At 75.9% G+C, this 26404-nt stretch carries 23 protein-coding genes; 8 read left to right on the top strand and 15 right to left on the bottom strand.

Going from position 1 to position 26404, the window contains the following annotated elements; all coding sequences use genetic code 11:
• Positions 1-17: 17 nt before the first annotated feature.
• On the bottom strand, positions 18-2780 hold the full coding sequence (locus tag BLW63_RS14495; RefSeq protein ID WP_139263545.1) for a S8 family serine peptidase: 2763 nt from the start codon (positions 2778-2780) through the stop codon (positions 18-20).
• Between the two features lie 194 nt (positions 2781-2974).
• Here BLW63_RS14495 and dcd point away from each other — a divergent pair, with 194 nt between their 5' ends.
• A complete protein-coding gene (gene dcd, locus BLW63_RS14500; protein ID WP_091157623.1) occupies positions 2975-3565 on the top strand; it encodes a dCTP deaminase in 591 nt (196 codons plus the stop codon).
• Here dcd and BLW63_RS14505 read toward each other — a convergent pair.
• Both BLW63_RS14505 and BLW63_RS14510 read right to left on the bottom strand, forming a co-directional pair.
• On the bottom strand, positions 3531-4799 hold the full coding sequence (locus BLW63_RS14505; RefSeq protein WP_091157628.1) for an MFS transporter: 1269 nt from the start codon (positions 4797-4799) through the stop codon (positions 3531-3533). The two genes, dcd and BLW63_RS14505, sit on opposite strands and share 35 nt — an antisense overlap.
• Before the next feature lie 127 nt (positions 4800-4926).
• Positions 4927-7218: a (Fe-S)-binding protein gene (locus BLW63_RS14510; protein WP_091157633.1), complete on the bottom strand. Its 2292-nt coding sequence runs from the start codon at positions 7216-7218 to the stop codon at positions 4927-4929.
• A 338-nt stretch (positions 7219-7556) separates the two neighbouring features.
• On the opposite strand from BLW63_RS14510, the gene BLW63_RS14515 reads away from it, so the two are divergent.
• The 6 genes from BLW63_RS14515 to BLW63_RS14540 all read left to right on the top strand — a co-directional run bounded on the left by BLW63_RS14515 (position 7557) and on the right by BLW63_RS14540 (position 13552).
• Positions 7557-8555 (top strand): type IV toxin-antitoxin system AbiEi family antitoxin domain-containing protein, encoded by a 999-nt coding sequence (locus tag BLW63_RS14515; protein ID WP_244522585.1) that lies wholly within the window; start codon positions 7557-7559, stop codon positions 8553-8555.
• Positions 8556-8814: 259 nt separating this feature from the next.
• A complete protein-coding gene (dnaK, locus tag BLW63_RS14520) occupies positions 8815-10698 on the top strand; it encodes a molecular chaperone DnaK (RefSeq protein ID WP_091157639.1) in 1884 nt (627 codons plus the stop codon).
• Positions 10695-11372, top strand: a complete 678-nt coding sequence (gene grpE, locus BLW63_RS14525) for a nucleotide exchange factor GrpE (RefSeq protein WP_091157642.1) — start codon at positions 10695-10697, stop codon at positions 11370-11372. Before dnaK ends, grpE begins: the two co-directional genes overlap by 4 nt.
• Positions 11373-11391: 19 nt before the next feature.
• On the top strand, positions 11392-12606 hold the full coding sequence (dnaJ, locus tag BLW63_RS14530; RefSeq protein ID WP_091157646.1) for a molecular chaperone DnaJ: 1215 nt from the start codon (positions 11392-11394) through the stop codon (positions 12604-12606).
• Complete coding sequence (locus BLW63_RS14535; RefSeq protein WP_091157650.1) at positions 12603-13061, top strand: heat shock protein transcriptional repressor HspR; 459 nt, start codon at positions 12603-12605, stop codon at positions 13059-13061. The genes dnaJ and BLW63_RS14535 overlap by 4 nt, the downstream gene beginning before the upstream one ends.
• Positions 13058-13552 carry a MarR family winged helix-turn-helix transcriptional regulator gene (locus tag BLW63_RS14540; protein WP_244522586.1) on the top strand — a complete coding sequence of 165 codons (495 nt, stop codon included), beginning with the start codon at positions 13058-13060 and terminating at the stop codon, positions 13550-13552. The genes BLW63_RS14535 and BLW63_RS14540 overlap by 4 nt, the downstream gene beginning before the upstream one ends.
• Before the next feature lie 33 nt (positions 13553-13585).
• On the opposite strand, the gene BLW63_RS14545 is transcribed toward BLW63_RS14540, so the two are convergent.
• The 12 genes from BLW63_RS14545 to BLW63_RS14595 form a co-directional block, all read right to left on the bottom strand.
• Entirely contained in the window at positions 13586-14956 is a 1371-nt protein-coding gene (locus BLW63_RS14545; RefSeq protein WP_091157654.1) for an MmgE/PrpD family protein, read from the bottom strand.
• Positions 14953-15918 (bottom strand): LLM class flavin-dependent oxidoreductase, encoded by a 966-nt coding sequence (locus tag BLW63_RS26855; protein WP_170856783.1) that lies wholly within the window; start codon positions 15916-15918, stop codon positions 14953-14955. The genes BLW63_RS14545 and BLW63_RS26855 overlap by 4 nt, the downstream gene beginning before the upstream one ends.
• Entirely contained in the window at positions 15915-16526 is a 612-nt protein-coding gene (locus BLW63_RS26860; protein ID WP_170856784.1) for a hypothetical protein, read from the bottom strand. Before BLW63_RS26860 ends, BLW63_RS26855 begins: the two co-directional genes overlap by 4 nt.
• A gap of 86 nt (positions 16527-16612) precedes the next feature.
• Positions 16613-16966: an EthD domain-containing protein gene (locus BLW63_RS14555; RefSeq protein ID WP_091157661.1), complete on the bottom strand. Its 354-nt coding sequence runs from the start codon at positions 16964-16966 to the stop codon at positions 16613-16615.
• Complete coding sequence (locus BLW63_RS14560; protein ID WP_091157663.1) at positions 16963-17526, bottom strand: hypothetical protein; 564 nt, start codon at positions 17524-17526, stop codon at positions 16963-16965. The genes BLW63_RS14555 and BLW63_RS14560 overlap by 4 nt, the downstream gene beginning before the upstream one ends.
• A complete protein-coding gene (locus tag BLW63_RS14565) occupies positions 17523-18404 on the bottom strand; it encodes a DUF3891 family protein (RefSeq protein ID WP_091157667.1) in 882 nt (293 codons plus the stop codon). Before BLW63_RS14565 ends, BLW63_RS14560 begins: the two co-directional genes overlap by 4 nt.
• Complete coding sequence (locus tag BLW63_RS14570) at positions 18401-19783, bottom strand: MmgE/PrpD family protein (RefSeq protein ID WP_091157671.1); 1383 nt, start codon at positions 19781-19783, stop codon at positions 18401-18403. The genes BLW63_RS14565 and BLW63_RS14570 overlap by 4 nt, the downstream gene beginning before the upstream one ends.
• Positions 19780-21186: an MmgE/PrpD family protein gene (locus tag BLW63_RS14575; protein ID WP_211517117.1), complete on the bottom strand. Its 1407-nt coding sequence runs from the start codon at positions 21184-21186 to the stop codon at positions 19780-19782. The genes BLW63_RS14570 and BLW63_RS14575 overlap by 4 nt, the downstream gene beginning before the upstream one ends.
• A gap of 5 nt (positions 21187-21191) precedes the next feature.
• A complete protein-coding gene (locus BLW63_RS14580) occupies positions 21192-22043 on the bottom strand; it encodes a cyclase family protein (RefSeq protein WP_091157678.1) in 852 nt (283 codons plus the stop codon).
• Positions 22040-22927 carry an HpcH/HpaI aldolase/citrate lyase family protein gene (locus BLW63_RS14585; protein ID WP_091157682.1) on the bottom strand — a complete coding sequence of 296 codons (888 nt, stop codon included), beginning with the start codon at positions 22925-22927 and terminating at the stop codon, positions 22040-22042. Before BLW63_RS14585 ends, BLW63_RS14580 begins: the two co-directional genes overlap by 4 nt.
• On the bottom strand, positions 22924-24108 hold the full coding sequence (locus BLW63_RS14590) for a CaiB/BaiF CoA transferase family protein (RefSeq protein WP_091157685.1): 1185 nt from the start codon (positions 24106-24108) through the stop codon (positions 22924-22926). Before BLW63_RS14590 ends, BLW63_RS14585 begins: the two co-directional genes overlap by 4 nt.
• Positions 24105-24902, bottom strand: coding sequence for an IclR family transcriptional regulator (locus tag BLW63_RS14595; RefSeq protein ID WP_091157688.1), 798 nt, complete (start codon positions 24900-24902; stop codon positions 24105-24107). Before BLW63_RS14595 ends, BLW63_RS14590 begins: the two co-directional genes overlap by 4 nt.
• A gap of 222 nt (positions 24903-25124) precedes the next feature.
• On the opposite strand from BLW63_RS14595, the gene BLW63_RS14600 reads away from it, so the two are divergent.
• Complete coding sequence (locus BLW63_RS14600) at positions 25125-26372, top strand: ABC transporter substrate-binding protein (RefSeq protein ID WP_091157692.1); 1248 nt, start codon at positions 25125-25127, stop codon at positions 26370-26372.
• Positions 26373-26404: the final 32 nt, after the last annotated feature.

The following is a 26404-nucleotide window of genomic DNA, read 5'->3' on the forward strand; positions in this document are numbered from 1 at the left end:
CGGTGGCGCGGGAGGGGTCAGACCCGCACGCCCCGGCAGGTCCCCGAGCAGTCGGTCGACCAGACCGTGCGGAGTCCGGCGAAGACCGGGCTGCGGACCAGCCGGAGCCCGTGCGGGCCGGTGCGCACGTCGGCCGACCCGCCGGCGCCCGCGGAGCCGCCGGTGCCGCCGCCGGAGGACCCGCCGGTGCCGCCGCCGGAGGACCCGCCGGTGCCCGTGCCACCGGTGCCGGAGCCGCCGCCCGTGCCGCCGGTGCCGGTCCCGCCGGGCGCGCTGCCGCCCGGCGCCGTCCCGCCGGTGGGGTCGGCATAGGTCAGCGCCGCGACGAGCACCGACTGCCGGCCGTCCGGGGCGAAGACGTGCACGTCGTACACGCCCGCCGCCCGGGCGGGGACCCGGACGACGACCTGGGTGGCCGACGCGCGGACCACGGTGGCCGCCGCCGAGTCGCCGATGCGGACCCGCGGGTCGGCCGGCAGCGCGGTGCCGGTGATGGTCACCAGCGTCCCGCCGGCGGTGCTCACCCGGGCCGGGCTCAGCGAGGTGATCCCGAAGGGGCCGACGGAGGGGTAGACGTTCTGGCCGCCGGGGATGGGGGCGCCCGAGCCGCCGGGGGCCTCGGGGGTCGTCGGGGTCCGGGTGCCCGAGGGCACGTCCGGGACGGTCGGCGTGGTGCCGCCGGACGGCGCGTCCGGGGTGGTCCCCGACCCGCTGCCGGCGTCGCTGCGGCCCGAGCCGCCCGACCCGCTGCCGCCGGCGCCGGTCCCCGTGGACCCGCCGGCTTCGCTGCTGCCGGAGCCGCCGCCGGTCGAGGTGGACCGGTCCGTCCCGCTGCCGCCGGAGCTCCCCGAGCCGACGCTGCCGGAGCCGGTGCCGGTGCCGGAGCCGGTGCCGGTGCCGCCGGTGCCGGAGCCCGAGCCGGTGCCGGTGCCGGAGCCCGTGCCGGAGCCGCCGGTGCCGGTGTTGCCGGACCCGGTGCCGCCGGTGCCCGTGCCGGAGCCGCCGGTGCCGGACCCGCTGCCGGTGCCGGTGCCGGGCGAGCTGCCACCGCCCGGCGCGGGCGCCGCCGCGGCCCCGACCAGCAGCGGGGCGGCGTGGGTCCGGCCGAGGGCCGCACCGTCGCGGTCGAGCTGGACGGTGAGGACGTACCGGCCGTCGCCGAGCTCCACCGTGGGGGAGAGGGCGAGCGCCGCCGGGTCGGTCGCCCGGCCGAGTGGGAGGTGCACGGTCCCGGTGTCGTCGGTCGCCAACGTGGTGCCGCCGACGGTGAGCTCGACGCCGGAGACGGCCCAGATCTCGCCCTCGTGCTCCATGCCGAGCCCGAGGGTGACGCCGTACTCGCCGGCCGCGGCCGGGCCCGCCGCGGCCACGCGCGGGGTGACGACGCCGGCGGGCGCGGTCATCGAGGTGAAGGTGTAGGAGACGGTGTCCGCGGCGCGGGCCGGCAGGCGGCTCAGCGAGAGCCGGCCACCGGTGACCGACCGCCCGGCGAACGCGCCGACCGGGTCGACGTCCTCGAGCAGGGCCTGGCGCAGCTGCCGCGGTGTCGCGCCCGGCATCGCCTGTCGGTAGAGCGCCACCGCGCCGGCGACCTGCGGCGCGGCGATCGACGTCCCGTTGATCAGCCGGTAGCCGCCGTCGTTCCAGGTGGTGAAGACGACCGTGCCCGGCGCGAAGAGGTCGACCGAGCCGGCGCCCCACGCCGAGAAGTCGCTGCGGGTGTCCGCGGCGGTCGACGACCCGACGGTCACTACGTTGGGCTCGGTCAGGCTGGCCGGGTACACCGGGGCGGCGTCCCGGTCGCGGGCGTCGTTGCCGGCCGCGACCACCACGACCACGCCCTTCGACTCGGCGTAGGCCACGGCGGCGCGCAGGTTGTCCAGCGCCCACCCGCCGAAGGCCCCGCCCCACGACGCGTTGACGACGTCGGCGCCGTGGTCGGCCGCGTAGCGGATCGCCTCGGCGCCGAGGACGACGTCGACCCCGCCACCGCTGCCGATGACCAGCGGCATGATCGTCACGTCCGGGGCCACGCCGGCGGTGCCCAGGCCGTTGCCCGCGCGGGCGCCGACCGCCCCGGCGACGCTCGCGCCGTGGGTGCCGCCCGCGCCGTTGTCGACGTCCGCGCTGTTGGTCGTGAAGTTCCAGCCGTGGCAGTCGCCGGCCTTGCCGTTGCCGTCGCGGTCGACCGGACCGCAGGGTTCGGCCGGGTTGGTCCACAGCGCGCCGGCCAGGTCCGGGTGGTCGGAGTCGTAGCCGGTGTCGATCACGGCGACGACGACGTCCTCGCCCGTGCCGACCTCCCAGCCGGTGGTCACGTCGCCGTCGGCGTCGGCCACCGCGGCCTGGTTGGGCGCGTTCGTGCCGGTGTTCTCCAGGTTCCACCCGTACTGCGGCCAGTACGGGTCGGCGACCGACCCCGCGGCCACGGGGACCGGCGGCGAGTACCTGGCGTCGGCGATGCCGGGCAGCGCCTCCAGGTCGTGCGGCGCCAGGCCCTCGGTGGCCACCAGGACGCGATCGTCGCCGACCGGCTGGGCGTTCACGACGCCGTCGGCGGGGGTGACCGCGCGGACCAGGTCGGCGGGGGACACGCCCGCGCCGGCGGTGAGCACGTAACGGGTGAGCCCGTCGTCGGGGCCGAAGTCGGAGGCCACCGGCACGACCGGGGACGCGAGTGCGCTGTAGGCGGCGGCGCCGGCGTAGCCGGCGACCGAGGCGGTGACGAGCACGACCGCCAGGGCGCCGCGGCGCAGCGGCGCTCCTCGGGACTGGGACACGGACCCTCCACTCCGCCGGGGCACGGGGCCCCGGGTTCCGGCCGGTCGGGAAGGACCGGCGGGTTCGGATCGGCGTCCCGGCGCGTCCGGTTGAGGGCGTGCGGTGCGGATTCGCCCGGAGTGGTGAGCGGGCGCGGTCCCGGGACTCCGCCGCCCGGCCGACAGGCCGGAGGGGGGTCCCTACACTCCGCCGCATGCTGCTGTCCGACCGCGACATCACCGCCGCGATCTCCGAGGGCCGCCTGGGCATCGAGCCTTACGACAAGGCGCTGGTGCAGCCCTCGAGCATCGACGTCCGGCTGGACCGCTTCTTCCGGGTCTTCAACAACGCGCGCTACACCCACATCGACCCGGCCCAGCAGCAGGACGACCTGACCACGCTCGTGGAGCCCGACGGCGACGAACCGTTCGTGCTGCACCCGGGCGAGTTCGTGCTCGGCTCGACGCTGGAGGTCGTCACCATCCCGGACGACATGGCAGCGAGGCTCGAAGGGAAGAGCTCGCTCGGGAGGCTGGGCCTGCTGACCCACTCCACCGCGGGTTTCGTCGACCCGGGTTTCTCCGGACACATCACGCTGGAGCTGTCCAACGTGGCCAACCTGCCGATCACGCTCTGGCCCGGCATGAAGATCGGCCAGTTGTGCCTGTTCCGGCTGACCACCCCGGCCGAGCACCCGTACGGCTCGGCGGTCTACGGCTCCCGCTACCAGGACCAGCGCGGCCCGACGCCCTCGCGGTCGTTCCGCAACTTCACCCGCGCCGAGACGCGGCGTCCGGCTCCCTGACCGGGGCGACCGCCGCGCGGGCCGCCACCTCGTCGTCCACGTACCGCGCCCGGGTGGCCAGCCAGCCGGTGGCCGTCAGCGCCGCGACGCCGGCGAACGCGAGGACGAACATGCCGGCGTAGCTGCCGGTGGCGCCGAGCAGGACGCCGACCAGCAGCGGCCCGGCCCCGGCCAGCACGTACCCCCACCCCTGGACGACGGTGGACAAGGCCGCGGTGGTCTCCGGCGTGCGGGCGCGCAGGCCGATGAGCGCGAGCACCATCGCGAAGGTGCTCATGCCGACCGCGAGCAGGGTCATCCACAGCCACGGCACCGTGAGCGGGGCCAGCATCAGCCCCAGCCAGCCGGCGAGGTAGCAGGCGGCGAAGAACACCAGCAGCGGCCGCTGCAGCCGCGGGCGCACCGACAGCGGTGGGACGATCGCGTTCAGCGGCACGGAGACCACGGTGTTCAGCCCGAGCAGCAGTCCGGCCGTCGCGGCGTCCAGCCCGGTGTCGCGCAGGTACTGCGCCGTCCAGCCGAGGATGACGTAGGCCTGCATCGCCTGGAGGCCGAAGTAGGCCGCCAGCGCGACCGCCGTGGGGCTGCGCACCAGCGCGCGCATCGGCAGCGCCGCGTGCGTCGCGCGCGAGGCGCCCGCCCGGGGCCGCACGGCGAGCCACGGCAGCGCGGCCAGCAGAGCGGGCACCGCCCACACCGCGAGGGCCCAGCGCCAGCCGGCGTCCCCGGCGGCCCGCGCGATCGGCGCGGCCGACACCGAGGCCACCGCCCCGCCCGCGGACATCGCGGTGCCGTAGGCGCCCACGAGCAGCCCGGTCCGCGCCGGGAAGTACCGCTTGACCAGGCTGGGGAGCAGCACGTTGCCCAGCGCGCCGCCGGCCATCGCCAGCACGGTGCCGGCGACGAACAGCCAGAACGCCCCGGCCACCGCCCGCAGGACCAGGCCCGCGGCCATGGCCAGCAGCGCACCGGCCAGCACGTGCCCGTCGCGGAACCGCGCGCTCAGCGGGGGCCCGGCGAAGCCGATAGCGGCGAAGCAGATCAGCGGCAGGCTGGTCACCAGCCCGGTGAGACCGCTGGAGATGCCCAGCCCGGCCTGGATCTCCTGCAGCACCGGGCCGACGCTGCTGACCGCCGTCCGCAGGTTCAGCCCGGTGAGCACGATCGCCGTCCCGACGAGGACCAGCCCCCGGCGGGCCCCGCCGGCGGGGGCGAGGGCGTCGGCGCGGGTCACCCGACGATGGTCCCCCGGCCTCCCCGGCCGCCGTCCGGGGGGTCGCCGGCCGGAGAGCGCGCGGGACGATGAGCCCCCTGCAGGGCCCGGCCGCGAGCTTGCGAGTGGTGGGGGCAGGGGGTGTTTCTCAGTGCTGGGCGCCGTGCTCCGTCGCCGCCGAGCCGGTGCCGGCCACGTCGTCGCCCTTCGTGCCGACCTCCGCGCCGTGCTCCGTGCCGGGCGTGCCGACCGGCGCGAGCGAGCGCAGCAGGATCTGGCTGACGTCGAGGACCTCGACGTGCTCGGCGGCCTCGCCGGCCTGCTTCTTCGACGTCAGCGCGTCGCTGAGCATCGTGATGCAGAACGGGCACGCGGTGGAGATGACGTCCGGATCGAGGCCGAGCGCCTCCTCGGTGCGCTCCACGTTGATCCGCTTGCCGATCTTCTCCTCCATCCACATGCGGGCGCCGCCGGCGCCGCAGCAGAAGCCGCGGTCCTTGCAGCGGTGCATCTCCTGGGTGGACAGGCCCTGGACGGACCCGAGGATCTCCCGCGGCGGCGTGTAGACCTTGTTGTGCCGGCCGAGGAAGCACGGGTCGTGGTAGGTGACCTTCCGGTCGACCGGCGTGACCGGGGTCAGCCGGCCGTCGGCCACCAGCTGGTTGAGCAGCTGGGTGTGGTGGACGACCTCGTACTCTCCGCCGACCTGCGGGTACTCGCGGCCCAGCGAGTTGAAGCAGTGTGGGCAGGTGGTCACGATCTTGCGCATCCCCGGCACGCGTCCCTCGAAGACGCCGTCGAGCGTGGCCACGTTCTCCTGGGCGAGCATCTGGAAGACGAACTCGTTGCCCATGCGGCGGGCCGGGTCGCCCGAGCAGGTCTCGCCCGAGCCGAGGACGGCGAACTCGACGCCGGCCGTGTGCAGCAGTTCCGCGACGGCCTTGGTGACCTTCTTGGCGCGGTCGTCGATGGCGCCGGCGCAGCCGACCCAGAACAGGTACTCGACGTCGAGGGGCAGCGGGCCGTCGGCCTGCCGGACCTCGAAGTCCAGCTCCTTCATCCAGTCCTCGCGGGTGCTGGCCTGGACGCCCCACGGGTTGCCCCGGTTCTCCAGGTTGCGCAGCATCACGCCGGCCTCGGAGGGGAAGTTGGACTCGATGAGCACCTGGTAGCGGCGCATGTCCTCGATGTGGTCGACGTGCTCGATGTCGACCGGGCACTGCTCGACGCAGGCGCCGCAGTTGGTGCAGCTCCACAGCACGTCGGGGTCGATGACCCCGCCCTCCTCGAGGGTGCCGACCAGCGGGCGGTGGGCCTGCGCGTCGTTGGTGCCCTCGATGCGGGCGTAGCCCGACGTCCAGACCTGCTCGTCGCTGGGCTTGAGGACGTCGTAGTCCGGGGCGGTCTCGGACGCGGCCTGCTGACCCAGCAGGTACGGGGCCTTGGCGTACAGGTGGTCCCGCAGGTCCATGATCACCATCTTGGGGCTGAGCGGCTTGCCCGTGTTCCACGCCGGGCACTGGCTCTGGCACCGCCCGCACTCGGTGCAGGTGGTGAAGTCGAGCATCCCCTTCCAGGTGAAGTCCTCGATCTTGCCGCGGCCGAAGGTCGCGTCCTCGTCGGGGTCCTCGAAGTCGATGGGCTCGCCACCGGAGGTCATCGGCTGCAGCGGGCCCAGCGCCGGGGCGCCGTCCGGGTCGCGCTTGAAGTAGATGTTGAAGAACGCGCTGAACCGGTGCCAGGCGACGCCCATGTTGAGGATCCGGCTGATGACGACGAGCCAGGTCAGCGAGACGACGATCTTGACGAAGGCGACGACGCTCAGCAGGTCCGGGCTGTCGGGCAGCACGGTGGCCAGCAGGCCGGAGACGGGGTGCGACCAGGCCGGGGCGTCGGTGAGGCCTGAGGAGATCTTCAGCGCGCGGATCAGCAGGATGCACACGCCGACGGTCAGGACGACGGCCTCGACGAAGTAGCCGCGGCCCTCGTTGGAGCCGGCGAAGCGGCTGGCCCGGCCCTGCCGGCGCGGGTGGTCCTTCTGGCGCCGGTAGATCAGGTAGAGGATCCCGATGATCGTGCCGGTGCCGATCACGTCGGCGAAGAGGTTCCACAGGCCCCACTCGCCGATGAGCGGCAGGTGGAAGGCCGGGTCCCAGACCTCGCCGAAGGCCTCGACGAGGGTTAGGAAGAGGCCGTAGAAGCCGAGGAACACGAACCAGTGGGCGACGCCGATCGACGACCACTTGAGCATCCGGGTGTGCCCGAGCGACTCCACGACCAGCGTCTTCAACCGCGGGCCCACCGGGCCGTTGCGGGTGCTGTCGGGCTGGCCGGTCCGGATGATGCGGACCATGGCCCGGACCGCCCGGTAGGCGAGCACCACCGACACGACCAGGAAGAGCACGCTGATCGTCCCGAGGACGATCTGCAAGGGGCCCATCGAACATCCCTCCCGGACGCCAGGAGGCGTCGGTCGATCCCCCGCCCGCCACGACGGCGGGTGGACTCGCCGCCGTCGAGGGCCGTGCGCGGGCACCGGCGCCCGTGCGCGTCGGACGATAGCTGTCGGCCCTCCAGGCTACTCGTCGGTAACCCCATTGCCGCCGCGCCCGGCACGCCGGATGCCGGCTGTTCACGATGATCAGCTGAGCTGGTCATCGTGGGTCCTGCCTCAACTCTGGTGCTGAGCCAGGATCCGATCAGCTGAGTCAGGAGGGCGCTGTCCACAGATGTCCGGTGCCTGTTCCGCGGCCGCCACGGCTGATCGAGAGTCCTTCCGTGCATCCAGCCCTGCGCGTCGTGGCCGACCGTCAATTCGGCGCCTTCGCCTCCGAGGACGCCATCCGAGCCGGATACACCCCCGAGGAGGTGCAGTCAGAGGTCTCGCGAGGTCGCTGGGTCCGGCTGCGGCGCGGCGTGTACGCCGAGCGGGCCGTCCTGGCAGCGGTGGACGCGGACCCGATGGGCAGGCACCGGCTGGAGTGCGCGGCGGTGCTGGTCCGGCTCCGCGGGCGACCCGTGGTCAGCCATGCGTCGGCCGCACGGCTGAGCGGCATCGTCGTCCCGTCGTCCGCCCCGGAGGTCGTCCGCCTCACTGATGAGGTCCAGTGGCGACGCGGGCGGGGCTACGAGGTCGCCCGCGCCACGCTGCTGCCCTTCGACGTCCGTGCGCTGGGCGCCTTCAGGATCACTGCGTCCGCCCGCACGCTGGTCGACTGTGCGCGCGAGTGGCCGCTGGAGGACGCCGTCGTGGCGATTGACGCCGCCCTCAACGCCGGGCTGTCGTCGCACGCGGACCTCACGGACGCGGTGCTGGCGCAGCGGCACTGGGCCGGGATCGGCGACGCAGCACGAGCGGCGAACCTGGCCGACGCCCGCGCCGAGTCCCCGCTCGAGACGCTCGGGCGACTGCGCATCCTGGCGAGCGGCCTGCCCGCGCCCGAGCTGCAGGTGGAGATCCGTGACGCCCGGGGCTTCGTCGCGCGGGTGGACGCCTGGTACGAGGAGGCGGCTGTCGCGGTGGAGTTCGACGGGCTGGTCAAGTACGAGGCGCCTCGGGACGGCCGTTCGCCGGCGCGGGTGCTGTGGGAGGAGAAGCGTCGCGAAGACCGGCTGCGTGACCTCGACATCCGGGTCCAGCGGGTCGTCCGAGCAGACCTGGGGCCCGCGTGGAAGCGGGTGGGCGCCCGTCTCGGTGCTCTGCTGGCGACGCCGCTGATCGGGCCGCGCCGCTTCGTCGTCGTCCGCGACTCCGTGCCGTCGTGGCGGTCGGCCTGACGTCATCCTGGTGTCCAGGCTCGCCACCACGGGTCCTGGCTCAGCTCCGGTAGTGAGCTCGGACCCGCGACGATCAGCTGAGCTGATCATCGGCGACCCGGCAGCGGCGGTGGGAAGAGACTCCGACACCCGGGAACACGTCCGCCGCGGGTGCCGTTAGGGTGTGTAGGAAAGTTGAGTGGACCCCGCGCAAGGCGGACACCAGCTCCCCACACGGACGAAGCACCACCCCGGAACACACGGAAGAGAGGCCAGCTCCATGGCTCGAGCGGTCGGTATCGACCTCGGCACCACGAACTCCGTCGTCACCGTCCTCGAGGGCGGCGAGCCGACGGTCATCGCGAACTCCGAGGGCTCGCGCACCACGCCGTCGGTCGTCGCCTTCGCCCGGAACGGCGAGGTCCTCGTCGGCCAGTCGGCCAAGAACCAGGCGGTCACCAACGTCGACCGCACCATCCGCAGCGTGAAGCGCGAGATGGGCACCGACTGGAAGTCGCCGGAGATCGACGGCAAGCGCTACACCCCGCAGGAGATCAGCGCCCGCGTCCTGCAGAAGCTCAAGCGGGACGCCGAGACCTACCTCGGCGAGCCGGTGACCGACGCGGTCATCACCGTCCCCGCCTACTTCGAGGACGCGCAGCGCCAGGCCACCAAGGAGGCCGGTGAGATCGCGGGCCTCAACGTCCTGCGCATCGTCAACGAGCCGACCGCGGCCGCGCTGGCCTACGGCCTGGACAAGGGCGAGACCGAGCAGACCATCCTCGTCTTCGACCTCGGTGGTGGCACCTTCGACGTGTCCCTGCTGGAGATCGGCGAGGGCGTCATCGAGGTGAAGGCCACCGCCGGTGACAACCACCTCGGTGGCGACGACTGGGACGAGCGGGTCGTCAAGCACCTGGTGCAGACGTTCAACGCCCAGAACGGCATCGACCTGTCCAAGGACAAGCTGGCCATGCAGCGGCTCCGCGAGGCCGCCGAGAAGGCCAAGATCGAGCTGTCCGGCGCGCAGTCGACGAACGTTAACCTGCCCTACATCACTGCCGGCGCCGAGGGCCCGCTGCACCTGGACGTCACGATGACCCGGGCCGAGTTCCAGCGGCTGACGCAGGACCTGCTCGAGCGCACCCGCGCGCCGTTCAACCAGGCGATCCGGGACGCCGGCATCTCCGTCGGCGAGATCGACCACGTCGTCCTCGTCGGTGGCTCGACCCGCATGCCTGCCGTCACGGACCTCGTCCGGGAGATGACCGGCGGCAAGGAGCCCAACAAGGGCGTCAACCCGGACGAGGTCGTGGCCATCGGTGCCGCCCTGCAGGCCGGTGTCCTCCGCGGCGAGGTCAAGGACGTCCTGCTGCTCGACGTCACCCCGCTGTCCCTGGGCATCGAGACCAAGGGCGGGATCATGACCAAGCTCATCGAGCGCAACACCACGATCCCGACCAAGCGCTCGGAGATCTTCACGACGGCCGACGACAACCAGCCGTCCGTGCAGATCCAGGTCTTCCAGGGCGAGCGCGAGATGGCCATGTACAACAAGAAGCTCGGCATGTTCGAGCTGACCGGTCTGCCCCCGGCGCCGCGCGGCGTGCCGCAGATCGAGGTGGCCTTCGACATCGACGCCAACGGCATCGTCCACGTCCACGCCAAGGACCTCGGCACGGGCAAGGAGCAGTCGATGACCATCACCGGTGGCTCGGCCCTCCCCAAGGAGGACATCGAGCGGATGATGAAGGACGCCGAGGCGCACGCCGAGGAGGACAAGCGCCGCCGCGAGGAGGCCGAGACCCGCAACCTCGCCGAGTCGCTGCAGTACCAGACCGAGAAGTTCCTGGCCGAGAACGGTGACAAGATCCCGGCCGACAAGAAGGAGGAGCTCGGCGAGGCCCTCACCGAGCTGCGCTCGGCCCTCGGCGGCTCGGACATCGCGGCGATCAAGGCGGCCCAGGAGAAGGTCGCCCGGGTCTCCCAGGAGGTCGGCGGGGCGCTCTACGCCCAGCAGGCCGAGGCGGGAGCCGGTGCCGCGGGTGCGCCCGGCGCGGGTGCCGGCGACGCCGGCACGCCCGGTGGCGCGACCGGTGCCACCGCGTCGGACGACGACGTGGTCGACGCCGAGATCATCGACGAGGACAACGACCGCCGATGACGGACAGGGAAGAGGAGCCGCGGGTCGTCATCCGCGACAAGCGGCGCATCGACCCGACCAGCGGCACCGTGCGGGTGCCGGCCGGTGAGCAGCCGGCCGGCGCCCGCACGGGCGTACACCCAGCAGGGGAGCAGATGAGCGAGCACGAGGCCGCCGACGGCGCGCAGCCGATGGTGGTGGACGACGACCTGACCCGCCAGCTGGCGGAACGGACCGAGGACCTCCAGCGGGTCACCGCCGAGTATGCGAACTACCGGCGGCGGGTGGACCGGGACCGTCAGCTCGTGGTGGACCAGGCCGCCGAGCGGTTCGCCACCCAGCTGTTCCCGATCGTCGACGACATCGAGCGGGCCCGGGACCACGGCGACCTGAGCGGCGCGTTCAAGGTCGTGGCCGACCGTGTGCTGGGGCTGCTCGACGGCCTGGGCGTCGCGGCCTTCGGCGTGGCCGGCGACCCGTTCGACCCGGCGCTGCACGAGGCGGTCATCCACGACACCTCGGCCGAGGTCGACGTCCCGACCGCGACGACGGTGCTGCGGCAGGGTTTCCGCCGCGGCGACCGCGTGCTGCGGACGGCGATGGTCGCGGTCACCGACCCGGAGACCCCGGTGGCGGCCGCACCCGCCGACGGGATCGCCCCCGCGCAGCCGGGCGAGGGCCCGGCGGCCGACTGAGCCGGAGAGGGGGCGCCCGATGAGCACCCGGGACTTCATCGAGAAGGACTACTACGCCGCTCTGGGCGTCGCCCAGGACGCCGACGCGGCGGCCGTCAAGAAGGCCTACCGCCAGCTGGCCCGCGACCTGCACCCGGACAAGAACCCGGGCAACGCGGACGCGGAGGCGCGGTTCAAGGAGGTCTCCGAGGCCTACGACGTCCTCTCCGACCCCAAGCGGCGGGCCGAGTACGACGAGGCCCGCCGGCTGTTCGGGGCCGGTGGCGCGGGCGCGCGGGCCGGGTTCCCCGGCGGGTTCCCCGGTGGGGCCGGCGGCGGCCAGCCGTTCGACCTCGGCGACCTCTTCGGCGCCACGGGCGGCACGCGGGCCGGCGGCGGTGCCGGGGGGCTCGGCGACCTGTTCGGCGGCCTCTTCGGGGGCGGCGGTGCCGGGACGGGCTCGGCCCGGGCGCGCAGCCAGGCGGCGTCCGGGCCGGCGCGCGGCCAGGACGTCGAGACCGAGGCGACGCTCTCCTTCGAGGAGGCCGTCCTCGGCGTGACGGTGCCGCTGCGCATGCAGAGCCCGGGCACCTGTCCGACCTGTCACGGCAGCGGCGCCCGGCCGGGCACCAGCCCGCACACCTGCCCGGTGTGCCAGGGCGCCGGGGTGACCAGCCGCAGCCAGGGGGCGTTCGCCTTCTCCGAGCCGTGCCGCAACTGCCGCGGCACCGGCCAGGTCGTCGACGACCCCTGCCCGACCTGCGCGGGCAACGGCGTCACCAACCAGACCCGCACCATCACCGTGCGGATCCCGGCGGGCGTCAAGGACGGCCAGCGGATCCGGCTGGCCGGCAAGGGCGCGCCCGGGCGGCGCGGCGGCCCGGCCGGCGACCTCTTCGTCGTCGTCCACGTGTCCGACCACGAGCTGTTCGGCCGCAAGGGCAACGACCTCACTCTGACCGTGCCGATCACCTTCGCCGAGGCCACCCTCGGGGCGACGCTGACCGTGCCCACGCTCGACGGCAACGTCACGCTCAAGGTCCCCGCGGGGACGGCGAGCGGGCAGACGCTGCGGGTGCGCGGCCGCGGCGTCCCGGGCCGGGGCCGGGCCGGCGACCTGCTGGTGACCGTCGAGGTGGCGGTGCCCAAGCGGCTCACGCCCGCGGCGGAGGAGGCCGTCAAGGTGCTCGAGGCCGAGCTCGGCGACCCGCGGCCGCGGATCACCGCCGCGGTGCAGCAGGGGAGTGCGCGGTGAGTCTCCCGGCCGACGGCTCCCGCGAGCACGCCGGCGCCGCGCGCGCCGTCGCCGAGGACGCGCCGGTCTTCGTCATCTCGGTCGCCGCCGAGCTGGCCGGCATGCACGCCCAGACGCTGCGCCAGTACGACCGGCTGGGGCTGGTCAGCCCTGGCCGGACGCGGGGTGGCGGCCGGCGGTACAGCCCGCGCGACGTCGCGCTGCTGCGCGAGGTGCAGCGGCTCTCCCAGGAGGACGGCGTCAACCTGGCCGGCATCAAGCGGATCATCGACCTGGAGTCGCAGGTCGGGGCGCTGCAGCAGCGGGTGCAGGAGCTCCTCACCGAGCTGGAGCTCGCCGAGAGCCGGGCGATCGCGGCCGAGTCCGCGGTCCGTGCCGGCTACGGTCGCGACCTGGTGCCGCTGCGGCCGGCCACCTCGGCGCTGGTCGTCTGGCGGCCACGGGACGACCGGTGACCGAGCGGCGTTCCGGCGACGTCGAGACGCCGATCGACGCCCACCAGGCCTACGTGCGGGTGGAGCGGGAGATCGGGCTGCTGCTGCGCCGCTCCCGCGCCATCTCCGCCCGCCTGTCCCGGGAGCTGCACCCCGACCTGGACGGCGCCGCCTACGGGCTGCTCGCGCTGCTGCAGGACACCGGGCCGTTGCGCGCCAGCGACCTGGTGGCCCGACTGGGGCTCGACAAGAGCACGGTCAGCCGCCAGGTGTCCACGCTGGTCGCGCTGGGCCTGGTCACCCGCGAGGCCGACCCGGCCGACGGCCGCGCGCAGGTGCTGCGCACCTCCCCGGAGGGGGCGGCCCGGCTCTCCCGCATCCGGGACGCCCGGCGGGCCCGCTGGGAGGCCGACCTCGCGGACTGGCCCGCGGAGGACGTCGACACGCTCGGCGAGCTGCTGGCCCGGCTCAACCGGATCGGTGAGGCCCGGGAGGCCGAGTCCAGCCGCTGAGGGCGGACCCCGCCGGCCACGCGATCGCGCCGGTCAGCCGGCCTCGAGGTCGGCGAGCACTCCGCGGGTCAGCCGGGCCAGGACGTCGTCGTCCCCGGCGGCAGGCCCGCGCGACAGCGCCGCCACGGCCCGCTCCACCAGCGGGGCCGGGACCAGGTCGCCGACGTTCCGCGCGAACTTCGCCGCGACCTCGGCCCCGGAGAGCGGGTCGGCCGGGTTGCCGCGTGCGTTGCGCACCTCCGCGGTGTGCACCGAGCCGTCGCGCAGCCGCACGGTCACCCGGGTGGGCCGCTCATCTGGCAGCGCTGCGGAGTACGCCGGCTCCTCGGTGACGGCCACCCGCCGGGCCAGCTCGCCCACCGCGGGCCGGGCCAGCCCCTCCGGGAGGAACGAGGCCGCGTCGACCCCGCCGTCGACCAGCAGCGTCGCCACGCACCAGGGCAGCGAGAAGCGGGCGTGCATGTCCGAGCGCACCTCCGCGTCGGACAGGGAGGCCGCGAACGCGAAGGTCGCCACCTCGACGGCGGCGATGTCCCCGGCGTCCGCGCCCGTCCCGGCCAGCGCCGCGCGCACCGCGTCGAGGGCCGGGTGCAGCCACCGCGCGCAGGCGTACGGCTTGAGGTAGCTGTCGACGACCTCCCACCGCCGGCCGAGGTCGTCGGCCAGCAGCGCGGGGGACAGGTCCGTGCAGACCGCGCCGTCGAAGAGGGCCGAGAACGTGCCGGGCCGCACGACGACGCCCTGCTGGGCGCGCCGCGCGGCCAGCACGCCGGCGCACACGCCCAGGCCGGTCCACGCGTTGCGGACCGTGCCGCCGCCCATCGGAACGGCGAGGGTCGCGGCCACCGGCTGCGACGAGCCCAGCAGGAACGCGCTCGTCGCCTCCGCCGCCGTCCCGCCGTCGAGGAGGACCGCAGCCAGCGCCGCCGACCCCGGCCCGTGCACGCCGTGCGGGTGCAGCCCGGGTCGCAGCGACGAGGCTCCGCCCGCCCGCATCCCCACCTCGGTCGCGGCCAGGAACGCCTCGAGCAGCCGCCGGTCCCCGACCGGACCCCTCGCCGCGGCGTCCAGCAGCACCGGGAGCACGTGCGGTGCGGGGTGTGCCGTCGGCACCGGGGGCAGCCGGCCGCCCTGCGGGTGGGCCGAGCCCCCGGAGTCGGCGTCGAGCCAGGTCGCGGCCGCACCCAGGGTGAGCAGCCGGCCCGACGGCAGCGACCCGCCGGAGGGCAGCGCACGTGCCAGCCGCCGGACGGCGGGGTAGCGCAGCCCGCCGAGCAGCGCCCCGAGGGTGTCGAGCAGGAGCAGCCGGGCGAAGTCCGTCACCTCGCCGGGGACGTCCTCGAGTCGCAGCCCCGTGGCGAACGCGCCGAGGGCGGCCGCCCGCTCGTCGTCCAGTGCGGTCACGCCCCGCCTCCCGGTCCCGCGAGCCCGCCCCGGACGGCACCGGCCAGCTCGGCCGGCCGGTCCCCCACCCCGGGCACCGCGCCGGCGAGCACCACCCCGGCCACGCCGAGGCCGGCCAGCGGGCGCAGCCGCGCGGCGACGTCGTCGGCCGAGCCGGTGAGGAAGAAGCGGTCCCGGACGGACCGGTCCGCCTCGCCGTGCCGGCCGCCGCGGGCGCCGGCGGTGCCGTGCCGGGCGTAGTCGTGGAATGCGGCGAGCGTGCGGACGGCGTCCAGCTCGGCGCCGGACACCCCGTACCACTCCGGCGCCGAGGTCACCCGCACCGCGCACGAGCCGAGGGTCGGCTCGGCGGCGGCCGCCGCGGCCTCCTCCGAGGCGGTCAGCGCGGCCCGCAGGAACAGCCACACCGCGGTGGCGGGCTCCTCCGCGCGGGCCACCGCCACCGCCCGCGTCACCACGTCGGGGTCGACCCCGACGTCGACCAGCACCCCGCCCAGCGCACGTGCGGTGACCGCGAGGGTGCGGGGGCCCGACGCCGCCCCGAGCAGCCGGCCGCTGCCGGCCGCCAGGCAGTCCCCGAGCGACGCGCGGACCGCCTCCAGCGCGGCGGTGTACTCCGCCAGCGACGGCAGCGGCAGGCCCTCGTTGCGCACCGAGCTCTCGCCACGGCCGAGCACGGCGAGCACGCGGCCCGGCGCGTGCTCCTCGAGGGTGCGCAGCGCGCCGGCCACGGTCGCCGGGTGGCGCAGGCCCAGGCTGGTCACGCAGGGCCCGGCCAGCCGTGCCGGGGTCGCGGCGAGCACCCGCGCGCTCTCCACCAGGCCGTCGCGGAACAGCCGGGGGCTGTCGACCAGGCCGACGCCGTCCAGCCCGGCCGCCGTGGCCCGCGCGGCGACGTCGACCGGGTCCGGGCCGTCCCAGGGAGCGGCCACGTTGAGCAGCACCGCGGGCGGCCGGCTCACCCGAGGGCCGCCAGCAGCTCGGACACCTGGGTGTCCCCGGCACCGGACGCCGGGGTCTCCCCGGAGGCTGGCGCCGGCTCCGGGGGCCGCGGCGGCCGCACCGGCCCGGCCCCGAGGACGGCGGCGAGCGTCGTCGCCGCGGCGTCCGGCGAGGGAGTCAGCCCGGCGCCCGCCAGCACCGGTGCCAGCCAGCCCGCGGCCAGCGCGGCGCCGGCCCACAGGTCCTCCTCCACCGCGGTGCCGCCACCCGGCGGCGTCACGACGAGCAGCGTGGCGGCGAGGTCGAGCAGCTCGGCCAGGCCGGCCGGGTCGGCGCCGGCGGTGACCGCCGCACACGCCGCCGCGGCGAGGACCCGCAGGGTCGGCACGGCCGGCGCGCCGTCGAAGGGCGGCAGGTCCGCGTCGACCGCCCGGCCCGCGGCCAGGCCGCGCGCGACGTCGGCCAGGGTGGCACCGGGCGGCGCCGCGGCCAGCGCGACGAGGACCAGGCCGTCGTCGGCGGGGGCGGCCGCGCGGCGCAGCAGGGCGCCGTTCCACTGCAGCGCCGGGTACGGGTCCGCGCGCCGGCCGGTGCCCAGCAGCGGCAGCGCGCCGCCCTCGGCGGCCACCGACCCCGCCCACGGCCTCAGCTCGGCCGGCGGCGGGGCGGACGCCAGGGCCGCCAGCCGGCGCAGCGGCTCGGCGGGCCCGCCGGTCAGCGGGTGACCTCCGTGCTCTCGGTGACCAGGTAGAACCGGAAGTCGGTCCGCCCGGCCGGACCGCGCTCGGCGGGGATGGGGTGCTCGGTGAACCAGTCCAGGTAGGCCTGGTAGGCGGCCTCGTCGGCGTAGTGCATCTCGGCGATCCGGTAGAACGTCAGGCCCTCCGGCACGTCGGCGGTGCCGCCCGAGGCCTGGCGCACCGGGCGCAGCACCTTGTTGAACACGATGCGGTCCAGGTGCGGGTTGGCCAGCAGGTCCGGCGCGTGCACCTCGAACAGCCACTGCTCGTACTCCTCGGGGCTGACCCCCGGCACGATCTCGTAGCCCAGGATGGTCTTGATCGTCATGCTGCTCCCATCGGTGCGGGGTCGGGTGGCGGGTCGACGGTCCAGTCGAAGGACCGCGCCCCCTCGGCGAAGCCCTCCAGCCGCACGCGGTACGGCCGGACGAGGACGCCGGCCAGGTCGGCGACCACCTGTTCCGGCGTGCGCAGCGGCGCCCGGGTGTGCCCGGCGGCGCGCTGGGCGGTGACCGCTCGCAGGTAGCGCTCGACGGTCCAGTCGTCGGGCGCGAAGACGGCGGTGCCGCGGACGAACACCGCCCGCGGCGGCAGCCGGCCGAGGTCGAAGACGTGCGGCCGCTCGTTGGTCGCCCCCGGCGCGGGGGACCCGACCCAGGCGACCAGCACGTGCGGGTCGCGCCGCAGCTGGGTCAGCCGGGCGTGGGTGCGCCGCTGCACCAGGGCCACCGACCAGTCCGGCTCCAGGAACGCGGTCATGGTCCGCCCGACGGGGAAGCCGGCCCGGTCGATGGAGGTCACCTGGGCGAACCCGGCCTCCTCCCGGACGAAGGCCTGTGCCGCGACGCGGGCCGCCGCCAGGTCGGCGTCCTCGCCCGGCCCGCTCACCGGGGGCTCCCGGCCGGTGGCACGAGCTCCCAGGACACGACCGACGGCGGCGTGGTGCGCACCCGCTCGGCCACCTCGTCGCGCCCCCACCCGCGGTCCGGCAGCACCGCGACCTCGAGGTCCACCCGGATCGCCGCGGCGAGCGGGAACGGGTCGAGGGTGACCCGGGCGGGTGCGGTGACCGCGGCGGTGACCTCGGTGCGCTCGCCGCCCGGCCGGGAGGCCACCGCCGGCAGCCGCACGGTCCGCGGCCGGTGCTCGAGGTCGCGCAGCTGCGGCCCCCAGGACTCGGCCGGCCCGGCCGCACCCGGCTCGCGGGGGCTGACCGCGAGGTAGAGCGAGAGCAGGTCCCAGAACTGCAGCAGGTCGAAGTGGTGCCACAGCCGGGTCTCGAAGACGCTGCGCGGCTCGTCGTCGTCCCACGCCTGCCGGCGAGCGTCGATCCAGCGCTGCTCCTCGTCGCGGACCACCTCGTCCTGCAGCCGCCGGTCGTGCTCGGTGCGGGCCAGCCTGCCGGCGGTGCCCGGGGAGGACCAGCGGCCGCGGTACAGCCCGGTCCAGTGCATCCCGACCAGCAGGCCGGCGTAGACGTCCAGCGCGGCGACCTTCTCGACGCCGCGCCGGTAGAGGCGGACGTGGTCGGCGGTGCCGATCTCGAGGAAGTGCAGCGGCCGGCGGGCCGCCTCGGCGTAGAGCACCCGGGCGTCCTCGAAGCGCCAGCCCTCGTCGTGCCGGGCGGCGGCGGTGACGACGGCGGCGCGGGCACCGCCCAGCTCGAAGTCCTCGTTGCCCCACGCGGCGGCCAGCTCGCCGGCCACCCGGCCGTGCTCCACCTGCCGCACCAGCCGCAGGGCGCCGTCCTCCCGGCTGAGGATCACCGCGCACCCCCGGCGGCCCGGCGCAGTGCGGTCCCCAGCTCGCGGGCCGTCCCGCCGTCGGCGAGGGCGTGCACGGCGGCCAGCACGTCGGGAGCGGCGGCGGGACCGAAGCGGCGGGTGAGCAGCCGGGTGGCCTTGGCGGCCAGCTCCGCGCGGTCGAAGGCGCGGTCGGCGTCACCGCGCGGGCGGTCGGCCGTGGCGGTCAGCTGCCCGCCGGCGGCCAGCGAGACCCGGACACGGGCCGGCCGCCCGGCGGGGTACCCGGCGTCCAGCGCCGGGTCGTGCACCACCCGCACCCGCCCGGCCAGGGCCCGCACCGGGGCCGAGGTGACGGTGGCGCCGTCCATCACCACCTCGTCCAGCCGGCCGGTGACCAGGGCGACGGCCACCGACGTCGGCACGCTGAACCGGGCGGCCAGCTCGCCGTCGGCGACCCCGGCGAATGCGGCCGCGCCGGCCCCCACCCGCACCTCCACCTCCGCGACGTCCCCGGCCCGCACCCCGCGCGCCACCAGGTCGGCGACGGCGTCGTTGACCCCGTGCAGGTGGGCGCAGGTGGGGTGGGCCTTGACGTAGCCGGCCAGCACCTCGAACCGCGGCCAGCCGCCGTCGACGGCCAGGGCGGCCGGGTCCCACGCCCGCGCGGCGACCCGGCGCAGGTGCCGGTCCAGCGACCCCGGCGCGGGCTCGAGCCCGGCGACGGCAGCCAGCCCCAGGGAGAGGCCCAGCTGGGCCGAGACGCCGAGGAACGCGTGCGAGCCGGGAGTGCCGGCGAACACGGTCCCCGCGTCGGTCAGGAGCACGGCCGCCGCGCCCAGTTCCAGCGCCCGGCGCGCGGCCGCGGCGTCGCCGGGGGCCAGCAGCCGGGCGACACCTGCGGCGGCGGCCAGGGCGCCCCAGGTGCCGATGTCGTGCACGCCGTCGGGGGTGCCGCCCATGGCCCGGCCCACCCGCACGCCGGCCTCGTAGCCCGCGAGGACGGCGGACAGCGTCTCGGCCCCGCCGGTGTCGCGCTCCCCGGCGAGCGCCAGCACCGCGGGCACGATGTGCGAGGCCGGGTGCCCGCGGGCCTCGCGGTGCCCGTCCTGAAGCTGGTCGGCGGCGACCGCGGCGCCGTCGAGCAGCGCCGCCGTGGCCGCGGGCCACCCGCGCGCGGAGCCGACCGCGGTGGCCGCCCCCTCCGGGGCCGTGGCCGCGTGGACCGCCGCGAGGGACCGCAGCTCGGGGCGGGCCGACCCGAGTGCGGCGACCGCGACCGTGTCGGCGACCAGGTCGACGACCCGGTCCCGGACGGCGGCGGGCGCCCGCTCCCACGAGGTGGCCGAGACCGCGCCGGCCAGCCCGGGGACCGGGTCGGCGCCGTCCCCGCCGGTGCTCATGCCCGCACGCCCGCCATGAGCTGGTCGAGGCCGGGGGCGGCGGGCAGGTCGAGGGCCGCGGTGGCGACGGCCTGCGCGGCGTCGGCGTCGAGCACGCGGGCGGCGTTGAGCCGGAACTTCTCGGCCAGCTCGGCCGAGCTCAGCGGGTTCTGCGGCCCGCCGCGGTTGGCGTCGACCCGCACCTCGTGCCGGGTGCCGTCGCGGGTGGTCACCCGCAGCACCGCCGGGAACTGGTGCGGGAAGATCTCGTCGCAACGGGCGTCGGGGACGCAGCGGACCAGCGCGGCCAGGGCCAGCCGCTCGGGGTCGGCTGCCGCGGCGTCGGTGAAGTCCTCGTGGAAGACGCCCAGGCCGCCGCCCCCGGTCAGCGCGGCGGCCACCGTGTAGGGCCCGCTGAACGCCGCGTGGTAGCCCGACCGGGGGCGGGCCTTCTCCTCGGGCGGGGCGCCGATCGTGCGCAGCACCGCGGTCGGCGCGCCCAGCTCGATCTCGGTCACGTCCTGCGGCCGCACCCCCTGGGCGCGCAGCTGCAGGGCCGCGTCGATGCCCGCGTGGGTGAAGTGGTTGCAGGGGTAGGGCTTGAAGAAGATGCCGGGCAGTTCCCAGTGCTCGCCGAGCCGGTCGACCACCGCGTCGACGTCGGCCCGCTCCCCGCAGAACGCGTGCAGGAAGCCGAACCGGCCCTCGACCACGGTGGGTGGGCCGGTGAGCCCGTGCCGCGCCAGGTCGGCGGCGGCGACCCCGGCGTGCGCGGCCCAGCCGCCGTGCACCCGCTTGACGGTGCCGCCGGTCCGGTTGGCCTCGAGCAGCCCGGCGCCCATCGAGGCGGCGATCCCGGCCGCGTGCGCGATGCCCTCGGCGTCGAGCCCGCCGACCGTGGCCGCGGCGACGGCCGCCCCGACCGCGCCGCAGATCGAGGTGGCGTGCTGGCCGCGCTCGAAGAACTCGCTGTTGCCCAGCGCCTCGTCGTACCCGCCCATGCCCAGCCGGACGGCCACCTCGATGCCCACCCCGGCGGCGTCGAGCAGTGCCGCCCCCGTGGCGCCGCGAGCCTCGGCGACGGCCAGGGCGGCCGGCACGACCGGGGAGGAGGGGTGCAGCACCGACGGCAGGTGGGTGTCGTCGAAGTCCAGCGAGTGCGCCAGCGTGCCGTTGACCAGCGCGGCCGAGGCCGCGGGGACCTTCAGCCCCGTGCCGATGGCGGTGGCCTGCGGGGTGCCGCCCCACTCGCGCACGACGGCGGTCACGGCCGTGGCGGAGACCTCCCCGCTGGCGGCCAGGCTGTTGCCGAGCAGGTCCAGGACCCGGCGGGCGACGTCCTCCCGCAGTCCCTCCGGGAGGCCCTCCTCGCGGGTGTGCGCGGCCAGCTCGGCGAGCCGGGCGACGACGGTGGGGCGGCTCATGCCGCTCATGCCGCGACCGCGGCGACGGGCCGGATCGGGGAGCCGGTGCCGCCGACGATCCGCAGCGGCGCCATGACGAAGGTGAACTCGGTGAGCCCCTCGGCCGCGGCGGTCTCCAGGGCGAGGTGCTCGAGGATGTGGATGCCCGCCTCGACCAGCAGGATCCGGTGCACCGGCAGCACCGAGTGCCCGGCTCCGGGCTGGATCTGCTCGAACGCGGTGGTGTCCGCGCCGGCGGCCACGACCCCGGCCTCGGCCAGCCAGCGGCCGGCCTCGGGGGTGGCGCCGGGGACGCCGTCCTGCTGGCCCAGGTACACCGACGGGTTGTCGAAGTGACGGGCCCAGCCGGTCCGCACCAGCGCGACGTCCCCCGGGCCGGGCCGGGCGCCGGCCCGCTCGGCGGCGGCCTCGAGGTCGTCGGCGGTGACGCCGTAGCCGGCCGGCAGGACGTCGACGCCGCGGGCCGCGGCCACGTCGAGCAGCACCCCGCGGGTCAGCAGCGCCGGCGTGTGCTCGGCGCCCAGCTCGCGGAACACCCCGCCGGTCTGCGCCGCGGCGGCGTCGACCCCGCCGTGCATCAGGCCGTCGTGGCTGACGTGGGAGAGCGCGTCGACGTGGGTGCCGACGTGGCCGCCGGTCACGATGATCTCGTTGGCCGCCGACCCGCCGTCGGGGCGCACCATGTCGCCGTGCCGCCGGATGAGCGTCATCCGGAAGCCGGGGTGGTTGGGCGAGCACGGCATGCCGGTGAAGTGGGGGTGGCCCAGTTCGACGAGCCGCACGCCGCCGCGGACGGCGGCGAGCAGGGCGTCGGTCCCGGTGCCGGCCACCGGGGAGGTGGCTCGCGGGCTGGTCATCGAGGACCTCCAGGGGGCGAGGCGGGGGTGGGGACGGCGGACGGTGCGGGCCGGGGGACCCGCGAGAGGACGACGCGGGCGCGGGCGACGACGGCGGGGTCGACGAAGCGGCCGTCGGGGTCCAGGACGGCGGACTCGCCGCGGCCGGCGGCCTCCTCGGCCGCGGCCAGGACCTGCTCGGCGGCGCGCACCTCCTCGTCGGAGGGGGTGTAGACCTCGTGGACGACGGCGATCTGCCGGGGGTGGACGACCGACCGCCCCCAGAAGCCGGTGGCGCGGCCGGCGCGGCTGCTGTCCCGCAGCCCGTCGAGGTCGGCGACGTCGGTCCACACGCTCTGCACCGGCGCGGGCAGCCCGGCGGCGCGCGCGGCGACGACCACAGCGCCGCGCGCCCAGCGCAGCCCCTCGTCCCGGTCGACCAGGAGGTCGGCGGCCAGGTCGGCTTCGCCGAGCCCCAGCCCGCAGACCAGCTCGGAGGCGGCGGCCAGCTCGGCGGCGCGGGCCAGGCCGCGGGCGCTCTCCAGCAGGACCTGCAGGCGGGCGCCGGTGCGCTCGGCCACCTCGCGGACGGCGTCGGGATCCTCGGCGCGCGGGACGCGCAGCCCGGCGACCGGCGCGCCGGCCAGGGCGGCGACGTCGCGCCGGCCGGCGTCGGTTTCCGGCGGGTTCACCCGCACCCACAGCGGCGGCCCGCCGACGTCCCCCGCGCGCTCGGCGACCAGCGCGACGGTCAGCTCCCGGGCCGCGTCCTTCTGCGCCGCGGGGACGGCGTCCTCCAGGTCGACGACGACCGCGTCCGCGCCGGCCGCCAGCGCTTTGGTCACCCGCTCCGGCCGGTGGCCCGGCACGTACAGCCACGACCGGGGCGCCGCGGGTGCCGTCACAGCGCGCCCCGGCGGCGCAGGTCGGCGACCTCGTCGGCGCCGTAGCCCAGCTCGCCCAGCACCTGCTCGGTGTGCTCGCCCAGGCGGGGACCGGCGCTGCGGATCTCTCCAGGCGTGTCCGACAGCCGGAAGAGCACGTTCTGCATGAGCACCGACCCCAGCTCCGGGTCGGGCACCCGCACCAGCGTGCCCAGCGCCGCGAACTGCGGGTCGTCGACGACGTCCCGGACGTCGTAGATGGGGGCCACCGCCGCCTGGGCCTCCTCGAAGGCGCGCACGACCTCGTCGCGGTCCCGCTCGGCGACCCAGGAGCCGACCGCCTCGTCGAGTTCGTCGGCGTGCCGGGCGCGCTCGGCCCCGGAGGCGAACCAGGGCTCGTCGACGTACTCGGGGTGCCCGACCAGCCGCACCACCCGCTCGGCGATGTTCTGCGAGCTGGTGGAGATGGCCACCCACCGGCCGTCGCGGGTCCGGTAGGTGTTGCGGGGGGCGTTGTTGGCCGAGCGGTTGCCGGTCCGCTGCTGCACCTGCCCGGTCGCGTCGTAGACGGTCGGCTGCGGCCCGACGACGGTGAGGATCGGCTCGATGATCGCCAGGTCGACGACCTGGCCGCGGCCGGTGGCGTCCCGCGCCCTCAGCGCCGCCAGCGTGGCGTACGCGGCGGTGAGCGCGGAGATGCCGTCGGCCAGGCCGAACGGGGGCAGCGTCGGCGGGCCGTCGGGCTCGCCGGTGATGGCGGCGAACCCGCTCATCGCCTCGGCGAGGGTGCCGAAGCCCGGGCGGGAGGAGTAGGGGCCGAACTGGCCGAACCCGGTCACCCGCACCAGCACCAGGCCGGGGTTGTCCCGCGACAGCTCCTCGTAGCCGAGACCCCAGCGCTCCAGGGTGCCGGGACGGAAGTTCTCGATGACCACGTCGGCGCCGGCCGCCAGCCGGCGGAAGACCTCCTGGCCCGCGGCGTCGGAGAGGTTGAGCGTGACGCCGCGCTTGTTGCGGCCGACGACCTTGCCCCACAGGCCGACGCCGTCCTTGCTCGCGCCGTGGGTGCGGACCGGGTCGCCCCGGGGGTGCTCGACCTTGACGACGTCGGCGCCGAAGTCCCCGAGCATCGTCGCCGCCATCGGGCCGGCGAACAGCGTGGAGACGTCGAGGACGCGGAGTCCGGCGAGGGCTGCGGTCATGCGATGGCACGTCCTTCCGGGGACGGGATCCCGCCGCGCCAGCCCATGCCCCGCGAGATGCGGTCGGCGGCGGCGGTGACGAGGGGGACGAAACGTTCGCGGGCCGCGGGGTCGACCCGTGCGGCGGGGCCGCACACGGAGATCGCGCCCTGTGCCCAGCCGTCGACGCCGAAGACCGGCGCGGCGACGGACCCGGCGCCCTCCTGGCGCTCGCCGTCGGTGCAGGCGTACCCGCGCCGGCGGATGTCGTCGAGGCGCCGGCGCAACCCGGTGGCGTCGACGATCGTGCGGTCGGTGAGCCGGTCCAGCGGGCCGGCCAGCACCGCCTCGACCTCGTCGTCGGGCAGGAAGGCGAGGATGCAGGTGCTCGAGCCGCCGGCGTGCAGCGGGAACCGCCGGCCCAGCTCCACGGTCATCTTGATCTCCCGGGCGCTCTCGACCTGGTCGAGGTAGACCCGGCCGCCGGGCACCCGGGCGGAGACCGTGGTCGTCTCGCCGGTCGCCTGCTGCAGCTCGCGGAGCACCGGGAGGGCGATCGTGCGCAGGTCGGACTCGCGCAGCGCGCGGGCGCCGATCGCGGCGGCGGCCGGGCCGAGGTGGTACTCCCGGGTGTCGACGTCGGGCAGCAGCAGCCCCCGGTTCACCAGCGTCTGCAGGATGCGGTGCACCACGGCCTTGGACAGCCCGAGCTCGCGGGCCACCGCAGAGACGCCCAGTCGCCGGGGGCCGTCCAGGAAGGCCAGCAGGACGTCGGCCACGCGACCGGCCCCCTCGTTGCCCGTGCTGTCGGCCATCCCTGCTCCCTCCACCACCGACCCCGCCGGCGTCCCCCGGTGTACCGCTGGGCGGAACGATAGCCCGTCGCCGTGATCGACAGGAACCCCGAGCCGCTGTGCTGCGAGAATGTAGCGGCCTTGTATCTCCCTGTCGATGTGTTGACCGGTCGGGAGGCTGCTGTCAGAGTGGTCTGCCACACGCCGTTCCGCTAGGAGGAACGGTCGGAGCCGGGAGACGACATGCGAAAGCGCTGGACCCCCGCCCTGGCGGTCGCCCTGCCCGTGGTGCTCGCCGCCTGTGGCGGGTCGGCACCACCCGGAGCAACAGGGAGCGACGAGGGCGGGGGGACCGGCGACACGATCGTCATCGGCTCGCTGCACCCGCTCAGCGGCGCCGCCGCGGCCGACGGGCAGCAGATGGACAACGGCGCGCAGCTCGCCGTCGACGCCATCAACGAGGCCGGCGGCATCGAGTCCCTGGGCGGCGCGCAGCTGGAGCTGGCCAGCGCGGACACCCAGGGTGCGCCCGAGGTCGGCCAGAGCGAGGCGCAGCGGCTGATCCAGGAAGGCGCGGTCGCGCTGGTGGGCACCTACCAGAGCGCGGTGAGCCAGAACGTCGCGGCGACCGCCGAGCGCAACCAGGTGCCCTTCGTCATCGACGTCTCCAGCGCAGACGAGATCCTGCAGCAGGGCTACACGTACACGTTCCGGCTGCAGCCCAGTGCCGAGGTCCTGGGGCAGCGCGGCGCCGAGTACCTCGCCCAGGTCTCGGAGGCCGCAGGCGCCCCCGCGCAGACGGTGGCCGTGCTGCACGAGCAGGGGCCCTTCGGCACCGCCATCACCGAGAGCTTCCGCGCCCAGGCGGAGCAGCTCGGGATGACGGTGGGTGAGGTCATCACCTACGACGCGGCCAACGTCTCGGACTTCACCACCCAGATCACCACGGTGCAGGAGTCCGGCGCCGACGTCCTCATGGTGGCCGGCTACTACCGCGACGGCGTGCTGGTCGCGAACGCGGTGCAGACCGTCGGTCCGGAGCTCGACGCCGTCTACGGCGTGGCCAACGGCGCGTTCGACACCCCGCAGTTCCCCGGCGAGGTCGGCGCGGCCGGCGAGGGCGTCTTCGACGCCAACTACCGGCTCGACATCACCAACCCGGAGACCCAGGAGCTGGCCGAGCTCTACGAGCAGACCCACGGCGACCAGATGCGCACCGCGGCGGTGCTCTCCCACGAAGCCGTGCGGGTCGTCGCCGACGCCCTGGAGCGAGCGGGGGACACCGACCCGGCCGCGCTGCGCGACGCGATCGCCGAGACCCAGCTGGAGTCGCTGATGGCCCAGTCCGGACCGATCGCCTTCACCGAGACCGGTGAGAACGAGAACGCGACCCCGATCCTCATGCAGGTCCTCGACGGCAACGTCCGCCAGGTGTACCCCGAGGAGTACGCCGAGACCCCGCCGGTGTACCCGGCGCCGCCGGGGCTGTGACCCGGCCGACCACGGCGCACGGCGCCCCCGCG

The sequence above is a fragment of the Geodermatophilus africanus genome (assembly GCF_900107105.1).
Classification (GTDB): Bacteria; Actinomycetota; Actinomycetes; order Mycobacteriales; family Geodermatophilaceae; genus Geodermatophilus; species Geodermatophilus africanus.

Coding starts and splice junctions, on each gene's coding strand:
- dcd (WP_091157623.1), top strand. CDS start 2,975: ATGCTGCTGTCCGACCGCGACATCACCGCCGCGATCTCCGAGGGCCGC.
- BLW63_RS14510 (WP_091157633.1), bottom strand. CDS start 7,218: ATGGGCCCCTTGCAGATCGTCCTCGGGACGATCAGCGTGCTCTTCCTG.
- dnaK (WP_091157639.1), top strand. CDS start 8,815: ATGGCTCGAGCGGTCGGTATCGACCTCGGCACCACGAACTCCGTCGTC.
- grpE (WP_091157642.1), top strand. CDS start 10,695: ATGACGGACAGGGAAGAGGAGCCGCGGGTCGTCATCCGCGACAAGCGG.
- dnaJ (WP_091157646.1), top strand. CDS start 11,392: ATGAGCACCCGGGACTTCATCGAGAAGGACTACTACGCCGCTCTGGGC.
- BLW63_RS14555 (WP_091157661.1), bottom strand. CDS start 16,966: ATGACGATCAAGACCATCCTGGGCTACGAGATCGTGCCGGGGGTCAGC.
- BLW63_RS14570 (WP_091157671.1), bottom strand. CDS start 19,783: ATGAGCACCGGCGGGGACGGCGCCGACCCGGTCCCCGGGCTGGCCGGC.
- BLW63_RS14575 (WP_211517117.1), bottom strand. CDS start 21,186: ATGAGCCGCCCCACCGTCGTCGCCCGGCTCGCCGAGCTGGCCGCGCAC.
- BLW63_RS14580 (WP_091157678.1), bottom strand. CDS start 22,043: ATGACCAGCCCGCGAGCCACCTCCCCGGTGGCCGGCACCGGGACCGAC.
- BLW63_RS14590 (WP_091157685.1), bottom strand. CDS start 24,108: ATGACCGCAGCCCTCGCCGGACTCCGCGTCCTCGACGTCTCCACGCTG.
- BLW63_RS14595 (WP_091157688.1), bottom strand. CDS start 24,902: ATGGCCGACAGCACGGGCAACGAGGGGGCCGGTCGCGTGGCCGACGTC.
- BLW63_RS14600 (WP_091157692.1), top strand. CDS start 25,125: ATGCGAAAGCGCTGGACCCCCGCCCTGGCGGTCGCCCTGCCCGTGGTG.